The following is a 15,058-nucleotide window of genomic DNA, read 5'->3' as shown; positions in this document are numbered from 1 at the left end:
CGTCAGCGCGGCGAGAGGCGCATTGTTTCTTCAAGAAAGCTCCCAGAACGTCGTTTGGCACGTCGGTTGCTAGAGATGCGGGGGGTCCGTTACGGCCATGCCGGTCTCGCAGCAACTATCCAAGAGCTCAGATGAAATTTGCTCGGTTGATTCAAAATGCCTCGCTGCCGCGTCCGTCGCGCGCGCCTCCATGGCGAGGCTCTCATCTGACGGTGCTTCAGTTTGCCGGTGAGGACGGGATTGCCCTGTGTACCCCGTACGGGACGAATGCTGGCAGTCAAAGAGGTGCTGCGGACCACATTCGAAGTGATGTGATGCGAGCAGTTAAAGATGATCAATCTGGTAGACGTCAACCTACGAAGCTGACAGCTGGCCGCAGACCGGTGCTCGCTCGTAAAAGGCCAATGGGCTGATGCAGGACAGTTGGGACCTTCGAGAACGATTGAGGCGACGAGAAGATCTCAAGGTCGAGCTTCTTCGCGCTCAATCGGACGTGGCCAGGTGTAAGGCAGAGTTGGTGGACCTCGAGCAGAGGCTGGAGCGTGAAGATGGCTCATCGGTCTTCTGCGGTGCATGCCAGCGCGCGTCTCCGCCAAACGCTGCGGCGCGTGACGGGCGACCACGTAAATCGCGAAGTCTCGCGGATCCCATCAGTTCACGAGCGGATGCTATGGGGTTCACCAGTCGATCGCGGGACCGTTGAAACGCGGCGGCCACGCGGATCACCCGCGTGGAGGTGTTGTCATGGGTTACGAACATCACGACTCATGCGGGTTGGCCTAATCGCATTGCCAACCCGGCGGCGGGCTGGACAACGAGATGCGGCCGTACCATTCGGCTCTACCGTCTTTGTCGGTGCTGGTACGCTAGCTATCAGGTGCGCGCTGCTGGCAAGAAAGATGGGCCACGTCATCGCCGCGGCATTGTGTGGCGACGCCCTATTCCGCGATTGGGCTGCTCGCGCCGATATCTTGTGTGTCGCGAATGTCGAAGAGTTCTCCGCCTTGGTCAATAGCGAGCCGGTGGAGTGGATGTTCTCCATTGCCAATCCGTTCATATTGCCCGCAGACGTGTTTCGACGCGTGCGTCGAGGCGCGTTCAACTACCACGATGGTCCGCTGCCACGCTATGCTGGGACGCATCCGACGTCTTGGGCGCTGCTGGCCCAAGAGACCGAATATGCCATCACGTGGCATCGCATAGATCATGGTGTTGATACGGGTGACCTGGTGGTTCAACGCCAAGTCCTGATTGGACCCACCGACACCACGTTAAGCCTGACCCTCAAATGCTATGAAGCCGCAGTCGAGGGATTCCGCGAGCTTTTAACTGGCTTAACGAACGGGACGCTCGCCGCCCGTTCGCAGGCGCTAGCGAACAGAAGCTATTTTCCAGGCGGCCGCCGCGCGGATGCTTCGGGGTCTCTGCGATGGGATAGATCCGCGCAAGATCTATCGGCGATGGCGCGCGCCTTAGAGTTTGGGCTGTATCATTCCAATCCGCTGTGTTTTGCCCAAGGCTCTCCTGGGGAATGACGTTGTCACAGTCGTGTGCTTGGAGCCACTGCCTCGGTGCTCGGGCTTTCCGGCAGGTTGCCTGCTTGAAATCCATCCCAGCCACTGGCGTGTAGCGACAGGTACAGAGGATGTTGATGTTTGGTTCTGTAGCTCGGATGGTGAGGCTCTGGACGCGGGCGCACTTGCAAGGCGCTCCGATCTGGATCAAGGCGATCGCCTCCCGATTCTAAGCGATGACGAGGCACGCAGCATAACTGTTGCCCATGAAATGTTGGCGCCTCGAGAGAGTTTGGCGACAGCGGCTTGAGCCGTTTAAGACATTGCAGCTCCCCTTCCCGTCATTTTCAGAAGCTGTGGCTTCCCCCGGACGACAGTCGAGTTCCTCGCTGTTTAGTGCTTTGGCCGAGTTGGCGCCAGTTGATCGCACTGAGTAATTGTGTGCTTTACGGATCTATCTCGCCCGCATCACGGGTGAATCAGAGCTTCAATTGGGGTGGACACCCGCACCGAATGGGTCGCGGGCCGGGTTGAAGGCGGTGGAGATGCTTGTCGCTTCTGTCGTGCCAATGGAAATAACCATTGACCTTGCTCATGAATTTGCGCGGTGCGCGGGACGGTTGGGGCCGAATGCGCCGAGCTGAGGGCCCACGATAGCTTCGCGCGGGATCTGATCGCGCGTTGCCCGGCATTACGGATGATGGAGGTGCTGCGGTCGTGCCGGCCCTGGCCCATAGGCGTCACGGTTACTGAAAGCGGTTGTTTCGCTGCTGGTGATCTGGCTTCGCGCCCCGAGTTCTGAAGCGGTCCCGTCGGGCCATTTGCTGACGTTTGAGGTTTGCGCTCTGGATGGGAGCTTTCGATGACACTTTGATGCAAGTCGCTTGGCGCCTGAGCAGATCGACCGTATGACGCAGCATTTGCAAAATTTGTTGTGTGCGGTGATGGCCGATGCGGAGCAGCCGGTCGGGCGGATCGGGCTGCTGGATCTCGAGGCCGAGCAGTCCAACAGTGCAAATGACGGTTTGTCTCCTCAACCGACGCGGCCCGCGCCCACGACATTCGAATCATGGTTGCCCATGGATTCAGAAGCCCGCAACAAAAGCAACTGTAATGCTAAACCTCCCCCGATAGTAGTCGAGTGCTGCCGAAGTAGAACTCATTGATGGCGTGAACTTGAAATATGCGAGTTGAGGACGTCTCGCGCCGATGCGCGCAACCTCGTAGGCCGACGCGGCCCGATGCAGCATTTGATACTCGCAATCAACAACAGTCTCGGGAAGGGCAGCGCCGTGGACGTTCATGCACTCGTCTTCTCCAACGATGCCGTTGGCATCGAGTCGTGCATGCATGATCTAATGTCTGGCTGCCGCGTGAACGAGGTGAATCGTAGGCGCGATTTTTTTTGCGCGACCGCGTCGGAGGTGAAAGCACATCTTGGTCAATTGACAGGAGAGTTGCTTGAATTCCGCGAAGTGGCCGAGGCAATTGAGTTTAGACAGACACTGAATGCGAAATTTCATCACTGCACCGGCTCAGTGATCGCTGGCGCGCTAATGTCACTGGGTTATTAGCGCGCGGAGGTCGGGCTTGGCCGAGTATGGTCTGGCCGCGCGCGCTGCATTTCGAGCCGCGAGAGGTGCGCTCGGGTGCTTTTTTGCCTGCTACCTCGCGAGGCGCCCCGCTAGTTAAGCATTTTGTCACCAGTTATTGTCACCATATTGCCATTGCAGATGAGTCGCGATTTGCGGCCCGGAATTCCTGAAGTGTTTTGAACCTGGGCACCCCGGGGTTGGTGATCTCCTTCACAGAAGAGAGGCCAATGTTTAAGGTCTTCACGGTGGTCGTTGTGGCGCTGATCAGCACCTAACCCACGGTCGGTACGCGGCGATGGCTATGCTGCGGCAAATTGGTCATGCGTTTGGATTTTAGATAGTTCTTTGCGACGGAGACGCGTCATGGACGGCATCTCATGGGCCGATCTCGACAGGGATGAACAACGCGCAATTGCGATATTGGGAGCGGGTCTTTCCATTGAACTGTGCGCCCCCCTTGCTCTCCTGACGTTAGGTCGGCTCGGTCTGACCATAGGGTCTCATTTGACGGCTGCTGGAGACACTTTGCGAAGAGATGCCGTTTTGAACGGTTTAGCAGGGTAAGCACAGGACTGCGCTCGGGCATGCCAAACGCGATCGAACTCATTGTAGACGGTTACGTTACCCTGCAAGACCGCAGGGCTCTCGACAATTTGCGCATGCAGCGCCGGAAGCTGGCCGTAGACCTAAAGGCGCTTACCGGTTTTGATTGCCGGCCAACAATCCAGCAGATCGAGGAAGATATCGTCGCGATCGAGGCTGGGCTGGCGCGGTTGGATGAGGGGGCGACGAGCTAACCTGCCAAGGCGTTATAGACAAATGCGGCCCGGGTATCTGGCTTGGACTTGGTGCCACGGTCTACCCGGCTCCGACAGTGCGGTCGCGATGCGTGCCTGTGTCCTAATTCCCACACTTGCGATCAAAAGAGCATCCGTTTGTCACCTTTCGAACAGACAGGCCAAATCCACTCCGGTCCAACTCCACCATTGGAAGCAGTCATCGGTTGGGGGAGGCGAAATGGAACGTTCCCTGTTAATTGAGATGACGCGCGACAAATATGTCGAGCGATGCAAGCAACGTGCCTTCTATCATCTCGACCGAGGCGATCTTAGGAACTCGGTCGCGTCGTTTGTCGCCAATATGAACGCGCGTCCCGATTGCGAAGTGCCACACTACTTGGCAACGCTTGGCGCTTCGCTGCTAACGGCGAACGATGCGCTCGGCTGGAGGGCGCTCATTGAAGGGTTGAGGTGATGGCCGATGATCGACATGCGGGATCAGAAATGAAGGAGCGCGACAAGGCGTCTCCTCCATCCAGGTTCTTGGTTCGCCAAGGGTCGAAGGGCTGGATGGTTTACGACCGGCAACGTAGGGGACCGGCAATGGTTGGGACCGGTGTGGCGGTCAATTTGACCAAGGAACAAGCCGAGCGCATCGAGCGGGTGCTAATGGATAAGCGCGAACGTGGGATCATCCCCGATTAGGGCAGAATTCTATTACGGTGTTGGGTTGATTGTGTGCAACATGATAGGGGCTTAATGACATATTGTATAGTCGTCAGAGCATCTGGACGAGAGCTAGATCGCTTGCGGACACATGCCGCACAGATTGCGCGCGATCAGAAATCAGATTGGTGGGTGGAGGCAACTGAGAAAGGAAAAGCATTTTGCTTTGAGCACGCAAACGCGCGGGCCTCATTCAGTGCGGCCTGCGAAAGAGACAGTATTCAGTTCAGCGACGTCTAAGTGGCATAAGAGGATTGAGAGACCAGTTATCGAAGGCAGGGTTCTCGGGCCTCAGCCATCCGCGCCACTGCGGCGACGACGTGTTGCGGATGTTGGTGACCGGCGGCCCGCCTGTGCGCGGCGGCGACGGCATTGCCCCAGCGTATCATGCTTAGCCTCGCGTCCAGTCTCGGTGTTGCGAACCGTTGGAGCCGGTAATCCGGAAACACGCCCGGCATCGGTGCGAGGTTTCCGACACAGCGGTTGACGACGCGGGACAGCGCGATGATTGCGGTTTGATTGGTGGTGATCGAACAGAGATTGCGCAAACGGAGAACACCGGCCCGCGACCTACTCGACGTCGATCATTCGCTGCTTGGTGACCCGCAGACTGCGGACGTAATAGCCTTGTCCCTGAACGGCTGACTTGATTTCGTCGCTGACCTTGAGAACTCGTTTCCTGCTCTTGCGCCACTTATGTGCAGAGCAAAGCATGGGTACGGCAGAGCCTGTACTTAGAACGAGCAAGTCGCGCTTGTCATTGCGATAGACATCAAACATCTTTCGCCCCCGCTGATCATATTGAAACAAGAATGAAATATATTTCGGTTGTCTCGATGGACGAGCTTAGTATCTCGAATGCCCGTTGTAAATCTGCAGCGCCCGCGAGTTTTGCTTCGCCGCTCCCAAATTAACGGCGAGCTGAGGTAACACTGCCGGGGTGTGAATCGCGGGGGAATCACCGACGGGCTGGCACGATCAACTTAGGTTTCTCTTTGTATGTTGTTCGTATGCCCACGCCAACGCATCAACTCTGCTCTAGATCAATACGAACTGGCCGTCGATGAGATCGTCGCCGCTTGTGACGGTGATCTGCGCGGTGCGCTTCGAGCGCTGATGCTCTTCAATGAGCAGCTAGAGCAAGAGCTGGCGCGTATGAGCGGGTCCGTCCTCCTGACCAGCGACTGCACTAACCTTGGATAGTTCAGCGAGTCGCTGGGCATCGGTGTAGGTTGCCGACATAGCTGTTGATGACGCAGCGCGATGATCGCGGCTTGGTTCGTGGTGATGCTGTAGAGGTTGCACTTGCGCTTTGCGGACTACCGCTTCTTAAAATCCGTTAGTTTGCGATGTAGTAGCCCTGTCTCTGAACGGCGAGGTTAATGTCCTCGCTGACGCTCGCCACGTTTTTCTTCTTACGCCATCCGCCTGACGCGTCAGGAAAAGGAATTGGCAAGCCATTGCGCACAACCAACAGATCACGCTTGGTGTTCAGATACACATCGAACATTCTACAGGCTCCCCAGCCGCCGTCAGAGTATGGCGGGGAGCAGAAATGGCAACTGCTCCGCCCGGCCACGATGGACAGGCAAGCCGCTACAGATTGCTGTGGTTGGCATGGCGGGCACAACGGAGGCGACGACGCGGCCAAGGTCTCACCGTAAGGACCTGCGATGTCGGAGTTCCGCCCAGAAGCGGACATTCGGGCTCGCCTTCAGCAAGTCCGCTTTGTGCACAACACAAGGCGACATGCCAATGGGCAGGGAATGCTCCGATGAGCGGCAGTGGTGGCATGGTAGACACGATCGAACCCGCAGGGCATTACCAGCGGCACTTGGCGGCCAAGCAGGCTCACCGTCGATCAGGCGAAGGGGCGACCCGGTTGGCTTCGCTGCCAGCGGATGCCAAAAACTCATTTAGCAGGTGTCGCTTGATCCTGATCGGTTCACGCACGCCTTGGGAAGCGAGCAAGAGAACGCGCTCGGCAACTTCCAGAGCAGATCGCTGCTGCTGGCGAGTGAATGACGGACTGGAAAGAACGTCGTCTAGAACGTCGCGGAGCAAATGTACTGTTGCCGTGTCGTAGGCCATGCGCCAAATACCCGCTTGTCGAAACAATATGCGCCGTAGCGGTGGCGCAAGGGAAACGCAGTGAGGCGTCGCCGGGCTCGAAATAAAGCGTCCCGGCAGCGCTTATTCTCTAACTGAGCGCTGAAATCCCAGTTGTGCTGAATTAAGCAATGGTCATGCCACAAGTTTGTGACGCCGGTTCGCGCGGGGGCTCCCATGCTGCAGTCCAACGGTCGACCAGAAGCCCCCGCTCGCGATTTAATGCACGTTGGCGGGCATTTGGTTCCCTGCAAGTCCTTAACAGAAATAAGGAATTGCCACTAAACATCTGAGCCGGGTGTTGCGGCTTGGCTACATCAACCTGCAGGCGAACGGGATACCATTTAGTCCTTAGGTGGGCGTCGTGCCTTTTTTGAACTTCTTCTGGGGAGATTTCTCGTAATGAAAAAGCTTCTGATTGTCGCGGCCGGGATGATGGCTGTGGCTCTATCCGGCCCTGCGTCGGCGGCTGATTTGGCGGCTCGCCCCTACACTAAAGCGCCGCCGCCGGTGGTCGCTCCGATCTATGACTGGACCGGTTTCTACATCGGCGCCAACGGCGGCTGGGGCCAAACCCACAGCTGTGTGGATTTCGTTACGCTCGCAGGGACAGTCGCGGGTGGTTGCGCTGATCGCTCCGGAGGTCTTGTTGGCGGACAGATCGGGTATCGCTGGCAAACCAATCAGTTTGTGTTGGGACTGGAAGCACAGGGCGATTGGGCTGACATCAAGAATACGCGCGTCAGCCTGATCGATCCGCTGATTTCGACCACAGGGAAAACCGATGGCATTGGCCTCTTCACGGCCCAACTCGGTTGGGCATGGAACGCATCGCTGCTCTACGTGAAGGGCGGCGCGGCCGTCACTCACAATCGCTTTGACGTGTTCAACAACATCACCGGGGTCGGACTCGCCTCGGCAGGTCACACGCGCTGGGGCGGCGCCCTTGGTGTGGGCTGGGAATATGGTTTCGCACCGAACTGGTCGGTCGGTGTTGAATATGACCATCTCTGGATGGGGCGTGACAACTCCTCCTTCGCAGGCGTGGTCACGCCCGGTGGGGTCACCCTCTTAGGCGACGGGGTCAAGCAGGACGTGGACATGGTCACCGTGCGCTTTAACTATCGCTTCGGCGGATTGGGAACACCTCCTGTCGCCGCGAGATACTGACTTCATCTAGACGCTTTTGTCAGGACAGTGGGCCGGGCATTTTGCCCGGCCTTTTGTTTAAAGCCATGTCTGAGAAAGATACAAAGCGCGCATCAGATCCAGACTGAACCGCCGAGAGGTTGCGGAATGCCTCAATGCCGCATTCGAGACTGGCGACATCGCCGATATGTGTCGTGCGATTGAGGATGCTGTCCGTGTGCACAACATTTCGGAGCTCGCGCGACGTTCTGGGAATCACACGAACAAGCCTTTACCGCGCGTTCGCAGGCGGCAAGGCGCATCCGAATTTCAGCACCGTCTTGAGCGTTTTGCACGCGATGGGTTTTCGGTTGCACGTTGACCCTGCGCGTGCACGCTCAGGCGAGGACGACGCATCACAAAGGCTCAAGCGTCGGCCCCACTTCCGCATCGGGTCAACGAGCGAAATCGGAAGTCGCGGCCTTGCGGCGGGATGTCTGCTTTGCCCCGGATTGTGTTGCCAAACGCCGGTTGAGACGACTCGCGAACCGTGATTCCGTTGGTTTGAGGCGGCATTTGCGGGAGCAGCGGATGTTAGGTCGGCAGGAGAGCGGTCAGGGCCAGTTCTTTTACTCCTTTGATCTCGACAAGGTGGTGCCGGTTGATCACCTGGTACGGCAAATCGACGGTTTTCTGGACCTGAGTTGGGTGCACAACGAGCTCGCTCCATTCTTCTCCCACACTGGCCGGCCTTCGATTGATCCGGTGCTCATGATCCGGATGCTGGTCTTGGGCTACGTATTTGCACTTCGTTCCGAGCGTCGGCTCTGCGCCGAGGTCCAGGTCAATCTGGCTTATAGATGGTTTTGCAAGCTCGGCATCGAGGATCATATCCCTGATCACTCGGTGTTTTGCCGGGCGCGGGGCGAACGCTTCCGTGAGAGCGATGCCTTACGCCGGGTTTTTGAACGTGTAGTGGCGCTGTGTATTTCGGCGGGGCTGGTCGGAGGCGAAGCGTTCTCAGTCGATGCGAGCCTAATCAAGGCCGATGTGAACAAGACTAGGCGACTTCCCGGCGACCAGCCTATTACCTGGCCAAAGGCAGAGGAAGCATCCCATGCGGTGCGCGAGTACATCGCAGCGCTTGATGCCGCCAATAGCGATAAGGACGGCGATGAAGACGGCGGCGGTTCAAGTGAAGGCAGCCGTCGCCGCAAGCCTCCCAAGGAAGTCTCGCTCACCGATCCGCAAGCAACATGGGTTACGAGGCCGGGCGTGGATCCATTCTTTGCTTATGATGCGAACTATCTGATCGACAACAAGGCCGGGATCATCCTCGATGCGGTAGGCACGCGCGCGAACCGTGCGGTTGAGATTGCTGTCACCCAGATCATGGTGGACCGTGTTGAGCGTCGCTTCGATCTGCGCCCCAAGAGATTGGCAGGCGACACGGCTTACGGCGCGGTCAGATTGCTCAAATGGCTAGTGGATCGCAAGATCACGCCGCACGTTCCGGTGTGGGACAAGTCGGCACGCCCCGATGGCACCTTTAGCCGAGCGGACTTCGTCTTCGACAAAAAGCGCAATGTCTATGTTTGCCCGGGTGGCGCGGAACTGACCAGCACCGGCAATATCGATCAAGGTCACATCGTTTACTACAGGGCCAGCAAGAGCGATTGCTCTGGCTGCGCCTTGAAGCCCAAATGCACGACGGCGGTCGTGCGCAAAATTACGCGTGACGTCAACGAAGATGTGCGCGATCATGTCCGTGCGCTGGCCAATACGGAAGCCTTCGAGCAATCGCACCGCGAGCGCAAAAAGGTCGAGATGCGGTTTGCTCGTATGAAACGCATTCTCAGGCTCGACCGGCTTCGGCTGCGGGGCCTGAATGGCGTCAGGGACGAAGTGCTGCTCACAGCCACCGCGCAGAACCTGAGGCGGCTGGCCAAGCTAATCTGCCGTCCCCCGCCACAACTGGCAGTCGCGTGCTGAAATCCACCAGCAAAACGGAAACCGCCGACACCCCGTACCAAAAAAAACCGCCGAAACTCCAAAGCCAAGCTCGCCCCCAAGTCAGAAACGAGTTTTGCAACACAATCCCCCGGTGAGCGGACATAGTGGTCGTGAGTCGAGGTGATAACACGCTGCGCGGACCGTCGCGGCCACCCTCCGCACAGTCGGGACGTCCGGGTCCCTCTGGGCGTGTCAACCTCCGCGGGGCCGCGCGACCGCGACCTTTGAGGGTATTTGGGGTTTTTGATTTTCGAATTTCCTTTCGTACCATCTCGCACACAAAGGCTGGCGCGCGATATGGAGCCTACCGGCTGTGGGCGCTCAAGCAGCAGAGCAAGTAAGCCCGACAGGACCATAAACCTTTGTATCGTTCCATCACCCCTTACGTTCAATTGAGCCGCTGATCGCGATCGTCTAGCTAAGGGTATGCGGTAGCTCCCTGCTATCGTTGCCCTCCTTGGGCGTTTCCTCCCTAGACTTGGGCCGCTTGTGGCAACGCAGGCGGCCTCCCTTTTTGTATGGCCGTCACGTCCCGCAGCAATTCGCGATCTGTCATGTCGCTGTCTTCTCCCTGAGAGGGTGGCCCAACCGCCAACGATCACGCCACCAGCGGCGCGACCATGATGGCGATCATCGCGATGTACCCGAAGAACGATACGCTCGGCGAGTGGCTCAGGCTGTATGTCGAGGAGTGCTTCCATGCTGCTTGAAGAAAAGATCAAGCTTCACAGGTTCGCCGGTATCTCGCCAGACCAGTCTTTTACCGAGGCTGGCCGCCACTGCGGGGCGGTGGTGGCCGCCGATTAGAACATGGTCATCTGATGTTTGGGCGATGATCTCGCCAGCTTCGTCCACGATGAACTTCATGGGGGCCGCCTCCAATCGAGCGCGCCGATCAGCGCCGCCGCGATGGAGCGCAATCTATCTAACCTCGTGCGGGCTCCGGGCGTTCCAACCCATGAAGATCACGGTTTCCGGACGACGTGCGCCACTTCGCGCACGCTTTTCTGTGCCAACTCGCACAAAATAAACGGGGATACGCGAAGTGAAATGTATTTGTAGCGGGCCGTCGCGCCGTCCCCGCACAAACCCACGCCCTCAAAAGGACCCTATCGACCATCATTCGGAGGGGCGCCATCGTCAGAGGGCAGCGGCATGGCACAAACTGCATAGATCGCCTCGAAGAGACAGATCAGTTGCCCGAAAGAGCGTCAAAAGACACTTACTCACCGCGCATTGCGCGATACCCTCTCGATAACGAAAAGGGGATCGGTGCCGGGGTTCGCGCACATTGTTGACGATGACAAGTCATTCCGGACGGCGATCGAACGCCGCCTGAAGAAAGCCGGGTATAGGGTCGAGACCTATGCTTGCGCCCAGCAGTTGCTGGACCACCTCCCAACCGGCGACGAGCCGACCTGCATCATACTCGATGTGCGGATGCCCGGCGTGGATGGCCCGGCCCTGCAGAAGCGCTTGGGCGAACCCAGCTCAACGCTGCCGATCATATTTCTCACGGGCGATCCCGACATTCCTGCCACCGTGCAGGCCATCAAGGCGGGCGCCGATGACTTCTCGTTCCAGGAGTCGGAGGCGCGCAATTTCGGCCTGACGAGCAGCTCTCGCGCGAGGGGCGCTACGAGCGCGCCGACGAATTTCTCGAGGTCGTGACCAAGCTGTGGAATTCGTGGGGAGGATGGTGCGCTGGTCCGGGATCGCCAGCCGCCGCTGTTCGCCGACTCGGCGCGGGTCCACCGGATCGACCATTCCGGCAAATGGTTCAATGTGCGAGGCCCCCTCAATGTCAGCCGACCGCCGCAAGGGCGCCCGGTCTTTATCCAGGCCGGCGCTTCGGATCGTGGCCGCGATTTCGCAGCTCGATGGGCCGAGATCATCTTCGTGACACCCGGCCTGATCGACGTCTCAGTCGAAATTCCGCAACGATCTGCGCGCCCGCGCGGTCCGTTTCGGCCGTGACCCGGACACGATCAAGGTGCTGCCTGGCATAGTGCCGGTGATCGCCAACACGGAGAAGCAGGCCAAGGCGCTGCAGCACGAGCTCCAGGCATTGTCGCATCCAGAATCTGGCCTCTCGACATTGTCCGATCGTCTCGGCGTCGACCTCTCGCGCTTCCCGCAGGATCAGGTCCTGCCTGAGAACCTCGACGTTCCCGGCGTCGAAGGGCACTACCGCGAGGTCGCCGAGCTGACGCGCCGCTCGGGCGTGAGCCTTGCCGAGCTGGGATAGCGCTACGGCGCGGGGAGAACCACCAGTGGATTTACCGGCACGCCCGGTGCGGTGGCGGATCGCATGTAGGAGTGGTTCGAGGCGGGCGCCTGCGATGGCTTCATGTTGCAGGTCCCATATCTTCCAGGCGGCTTGGAGGAGCTGGTCCACGGCCTCGTGCCAGAGCTGCAACATCGAGGCCTGTTCCGCACTGAGTACGACGGCTCGAGCTTGCGCGATTCTCTCGGCTTGCCCCGGCCGGCGGGCTGATGGTCGGCGCTGGCCCCGACGCAATGTTCTTCAGTTTCAGACACTCCATGATATGCAGCGCACCCTTTTGATCGTGCGACGAATGTCCATTTACGGCCTGAGAAACCCCGGGGCACAACCAGTAAGGCATTGATAGTGTTCAGCGCGCAGACTCTCAATCAGTGGCGCGGTCGGTGTTCATTCAGGCAACAAGCGCAGGAATCTCTTGTTCAATCAATCGCAATAATCGGGCGTTGCGCCGTTGCGCCTCCCCGCAACCAAGTTCGGACTTTACCGGTCCCGATACGAAAATGGCCCGCATCAAGCGGGCCATTTTTGTTTGGCGAGACGATCGCCGGCCGTCTCAGGCGATGACGTATCCCTCGGCTGATGCCGGCTGTTCGGTTAAATCAGCAGTACGCCCGCGAACCATGTCGAACTGGCCGGTTCGGTGCGGCGCCGCAGCGATTGCGACTCTGCCCACCAGATAATTAGTGCACCGTCACCATAGTAATTCTATCCGACCGGGTCGGCTCTAAGATGCCTTTGCACCTTGGTTCGGCAGCTCAAAGAGAACACCCACCACTTCCAGTAAGTCGCTTAGCACAGGTAAGCCATGCGAGCCGTCCAAACTAAGCAGCTGGGCTGGCGTGATTCCGTCAGGGTTGAGGCTTTCCAACACGACCAGCCTTTTGTGGACGCGCAGACGCTTGAAATACCTTTCTCCCGTCTCGTCCACCGCCACGACCAGCCGCCCTTCGAGGCGCTTTAATGTGTCAGAACCAAATGTCGTAGGATGAGTGACAAGAAATTGTCCGTCCAACGCGATAGGCTCGGCACTTCGACCCTGTACTTCAAACAAGCGCGCATTCGCTAAAGCTTTTTCGGCCAGAGAAAAGTCGCTTACCGCCACTACCTCCTGATTAACGATATGAGGCGGTGGGCGTGCAATGTGGGAGACGAACAATGTCCCCACGATCTTTTTTTGCTGCACCTTTTCTTTTGGCGCGATCACTGGCTGAGGGAGTTGGTGAGGTTCGAGCGTTTGCCCCGTCAAGACGGTCATCGTCGGGTGGAGATCTGTCTCGCTGTGTCGATGAGCTAACAGTTGCTCGCCAAAAGTTGCGACGACCAAGCTGTGCTTGGTGACGGAGGCAAAGTTCGAAACAATCAGGAAGTCACCGATTCCTGCGACCGGATCAAGCGTATCGGCCGCTAGCTGGTAGATATCATGATTGAAGAGTTTTACAGGTTGGGCTGAATCCCATTCCTTAAGGGTGACGATTCCATCGCCTGCTTTTCCATCCGTTTTCGCCGCAGCGGCCACGCCGGTCTTCATTAGCGTAAGTGCCTTTAGCGAGTCCTTGTGACCGGTCGGGAACGCAACAACATTGTCCCGCCATGCGAACATTCGCGGCTCGCCAGCAAACGCTTCGAATTGTGCGCACACATGGAATGCTTGATGCAACTTGGGCCGAAGCTGGTTATCCCAAAACGTCCTTATATCGAGCGCCTGTGACCTTGCCCCTTGGGCTCAATCCAGTTTGAAGTTCGTTCTGGCCCAAGACGAGGACCAGAGCATGAAGCGCAAGCGGTTTACCGAAGAACAGATCATCGGGATTTTGAAGGAGCACGAAGCGGGGGTTCCGGTCGCCGATCTCTGCCGCAAGCATGGTGTCAGCGACGCCAGCATCTACAAATGGAAGGCCAGGTTCGGCGGGATGGACGTCTCGGAGGCCAAGCGACTGCGGTCGCTGGAAGACGAGAACACGAAGCTGAAGCGGCTTCTGGCAGACGCCATGTTGGACAATGCGGCGCTGAAGGATCTCGTGGGAAAGAATGTATGACCCGCCCCGCCCGTGCAAGGTCGTTTAATGAGGACGATGCAGTCTGCACAAATGTATCCGGCCTCTTGCAAGTGGGCCGCTGTTGCGGCCAGGCCATGATGAGATCCGCGCGTGCCGTTCCCAGATAAATGGTTCGGGCTCGAAGCCCGCTTTTTTGCACAGGGTTTACGGCGCGCCGATCGACTGTTTCGTCATCACCTTCACGAACCTCGCAGTCTGGAACAAACGGGATCAGCTAAAGGCCGGATCCCGCCGTTCATAGCTTGCGCCGGGCTTGGTCATCACCACCCATGCGATCCGCGCAATCTTGGCCGCCAAGGCGACGGTGACCTTGTTATTGTGCATGCGTGCCTGAAGTCCATCAAGCCACGCGCCAAGGCGGTATCGCGAGCGATCAAGCTGAGTCACGCAGGAACGGGCGCCATGGATGATCATCCGGCGCAGATATCGATTGCCGCGCTTGCTTATCCCCAGCAGCTTCGTTTTGCCTCCCGTAGAATATTCTCTCGGGACAAGACCTAGCCAAGCTGCCATATCGCGGGCCTTTTTGAACTGGCGGGCAGATCCAGCTGCGGCCAAAAGCGCCGTCGCGGCCAGCGGACCAATGCCCGAGATGGTCATCAATCGACGTGCGGTATCGCTTTGAGAGGCAATTGCCTCAATCTCGCGGTTGACCTCGGCAATCCGCAGCTCCAGCTGCCGCAGCTCGTCAAATGTAGATGCAAGAATGCGACGCATCGCCGAGGTTAGATCATTCGACTGATCGGCCAAAACCCTCGGCAGATCAGCCTTGAACTTGCCGGCGCCCTGGTGAATAGCGATCCCATATTCCAGGCAAAAAGCGCGCATCTGATTGATGAGGCACGTCCGT

16 protein-coding genes and 2 pseudogenes are annotated in these 15,058 nt (G+C 58.2%); 11 read left to right on the top strand and 7 right to left on the bottom strand.

The window, feature by feature from the left end; translation table 11 throughout:
* The first annotated feature begins 899 nt into the window (after nt 1-899).
* A complete protein-coding gene (locus ABIB80_RS24420) occupies nt 900-1,535 on the top strand; it encodes a formyltransferase family protein (RefSeq protein ID WP_354128586.1) in 636 nt (211 codons plus the stop codon).
* A 1,064-nt stretch (nt 1,536-2,599) separates the two neighbouring features.
* Here the strand turns inward: ABIB80_RS24420 and ABIB80_RS24415 are convergent.
* Nucleotides 2,600-2,866, bottom strand: a complete 267-nt coding sequence (locus tag ABIB80_RS24415) for a hypothetical protein (RefSeq protein ID WP_354128585.1) — start codon at nt 2,864-2,866, stop codon at nt 2,600-2,602.
* Between the two features lie 827 nt (nt 2,867-3,693).
* On the opposite strand from ABIB80_RS24415, the gene ABIB80_RS24410 reads away from it, so the two are divergent.
* From ABIB80_RS24410 to ABIB80_RS24400, 3 genes are all read left to right on the top strand, one after another.
* On the top strand, nt 3,694-3,906 hold the full coding sequence (locus tag ABIB80_RS24410; protein WP_354128584.1) for a hypothetical protein: 213 nt from the start codon (nt 3,694-3,696) through the stop codon (nt 3,904-3,906).
* Nucleotides 3,907-4,126: 220 nt separating this feature from the next.
* Entirely contained in the window at nt 4,127-4,363 is a 237-nt protein-coding gene (locus tag ABIB80_RS24405) for a hypothetical protein (protein WP_354128583.1), read from the top strand.
* Complete coding sequence (locus ABIB80_RS24400) at nt 4,363-4,593, top strand: hypothetical protein (RefSeq protein ID WP_354128582.1); 231 nt, start codon at nt 4,363-4,365, stop codon at nt 4,591-4,593. The genes ABIB80_RS24405 and ABIB80_RS24400 overlap by 1 nt, the downstream gene beginning before the upstream one ends.
* A gap of 301 nt (nt 4,594-4,894) precedes the next feature.
* Here the strand turns inward: ABIB80_RS24400 and ABIB80_RS39420 are convergent.
* Nucleotides 4,895-5,162, bottom strand: a pseudogene (locus ABIB80_RS39420) (SOS response-associated peptidase); the annotation flags it as partial.
* Nucleotides 5,163-5,184: 22 nt separating this feature from the next.
* Nucleotides 5,185-5,394 (bottom strand): hypothetical protein, encoded by a 210-nt coding sequence (locus ABIB80_RS24390; RefSeq protein ID WP_354128581.1) that lies wholly within the window; start codon nt 5,392-5,394, stop codon nt 5,185-5,187.
* Between the two features lie 219 nt (nt 5,395-5,613).
* Between ABIB80_RS24390 and ABIB80_RS24385 the strand changes: the two genes are divergently transcribed.
* On the top strand, nt 5,614-5,817 hold the full coding sequence (locus tag ABIB80_RS24385; RefSeq protein WP_354128580.1) for a hypothetical protein: 204 nt from the start codon (nt 5,614-5,616) through the stop codon (nt 5,815-5,817).
* Nucleotides 5,818-5,953: 136 nt separating this feature from the next.
* Here the strand turns inward: ABIB80_RS24385 and ABIB80_RS24380 are convergent, their stop codons facing one another.
* Complete coding sequence (locus ABIB80_RS24380) at nt 5,954-6,124, bottom strand: hypothetical protein (RefSeq protein WP_354128579.1); 171 nt, start codon at nt 6,122-6,124, stop codon at nt 5,954-5,956.
* A 1,001-nt stretch (nt 6,125-7,125) separates the two neighbouring features.
* Between ABIB80_RS24380 and ABIB80_RS24375 the strand changes: the two genes are divergently transcribed.
* The 3 genes from ABIB80_RS24375 to ABIB80_RS24365 all read left to right on the top strand — a co-directional run bounded on the left by ABIB80_RS24375 (nt 7,126) and on the right by ABIB80_RS24365 (nt 9,843).
* Nucleotides 7,126-7,893, top strand: coding sequence for an outer membrane protein (locus tag ABIB80_RS24375; protein ID WP_354128578.1), 768 nt, complete (start codon nt 7,126-7,128; stop codon nt 7,891-7,893).
* Between the two features lie 134 nt (nt 7,894-8,027).
* A complete protein-coding gene (locus tag ABIB80_RS24370; RefSeq protein WP_354128577.1) occupies nt 8,028-8,405 on the top strand; it encodes a helix-turn-helix domain-containing transcriptional regulator in 378 nt (125 codons plus the stop codon).
* Nucleotides 8,406-8,442: 37 nt separating this feature from the next.
* Nucleotides 8,443-9,843 carry an IS1182 family transposase gene (locus tag ABIB80_RS24365; RefSeq protein WP_354128576.1) on the top strand — a complete coding sequence of 467 codons (1,401 nt, stop codon included), beginning with the start codon at nt 8,443-8,445 and terminating at the stop codon, nt 9,841-9,843.
* Nucleotides 9,844-10,536: 693 nt separating this feature from the next.
* Here the strand turns inward: ABIB80_RS24365 and ABIB80_RS24360 are convergent.
* Entirely contained in the window at nt 10,537-10,731 is a 195-nt protein-coding gene (locus ABIB80_RS24360) for a hypothetical protein (protein WP_354128575.1), read from the bottom strand.
* Nucleotides 10,732-11,136: 405 nt separating this feature from the next.
* Between ABIB80_RS24360 and ABIB80_RS24355 the strand changes: the two genes are divergently transcribed.
* Both ABIB80_RS24355 and ABIB80_RS24345 read left to right on the top strand, forming a co-directional pair.
* Nucleotides 11,137-11,535, top strand: a complete 399-nt coding sequence (locus tag ABIB80_RS24355) for a response regulator transcription factor (RefSeq protein ID WP_354128574.1) — start codon at nt 11,137-11,139, stop codon at nt 11,533-11,535.
* Nucleotides 11,536-11,857: 322 nt separating this feature from the next.
* Complete coding sequence (locus ABIB80_RS24345; protein ID WP_354128572.1) at nt 11,858-12,112, top strand: hypothetical protein; 255 nt, start codon at nt 11,858-11,860, stop codon at nt 12,110-12,112.
* 763 nt (nt 12,113-12,875) lie between these two features.
* Here ABIB80_RS24345 and ABIB80_RS24340 read toward each other — a convergent pair.
* Complete coding sequence (locus ABIB80_RS24340; RefSeq protein WP_354128571.1) at nt 12,876-13,751, bottom strand: hypothetical protein; 876 nt, start codon at nt 13,749-13,751, stop codon at nt 12,876-12,878.
* A gap of 169 nt (nt 13,752-13,920) precedes the next feature.
* On the opposite strand from ABIB80_RS24340, the pseudogene ABIB80_RS24335 reads away from it, so the two are divergent.
* Nucleotides 13,921-14,184, top strand: a pseudogene (locus tag ABIB80_RS24335) (transposase); the annotation flags it as partial.
* A gap of 234 nt (nt 14,185-14,418) precedes the next feature.
* Here the strand turns inward: ABIB80_RS24335 and ABIB80_RS24330 are convergent.
* A partial coding sequence (locus tag ABIB80_RS24330; RefSeq protein WP_354128570.1) for an IS110 family RNA-guided transposase occupies nt 14,419-15,058 on the bottom strand: 640 nt, incomplete at its 5' end.

Source organism: Bradyrhizobium sp. i1.15.2 (assembly GCF_040548425.1).
In the GTDB taxonomy this organism is placed as follows: Bacteria; Pseudomonadota; Alphaproteobacteria; order Rhizobiales; family Xanthobacteraceae; genus Bradyrhizobium; species Bradyrhizobium canariense.
The sequence above is the reverse complement of the archived record's forward strand: the minus strand, read 5'-3'. Positions and strand labels throughout refer to the sequence as shown.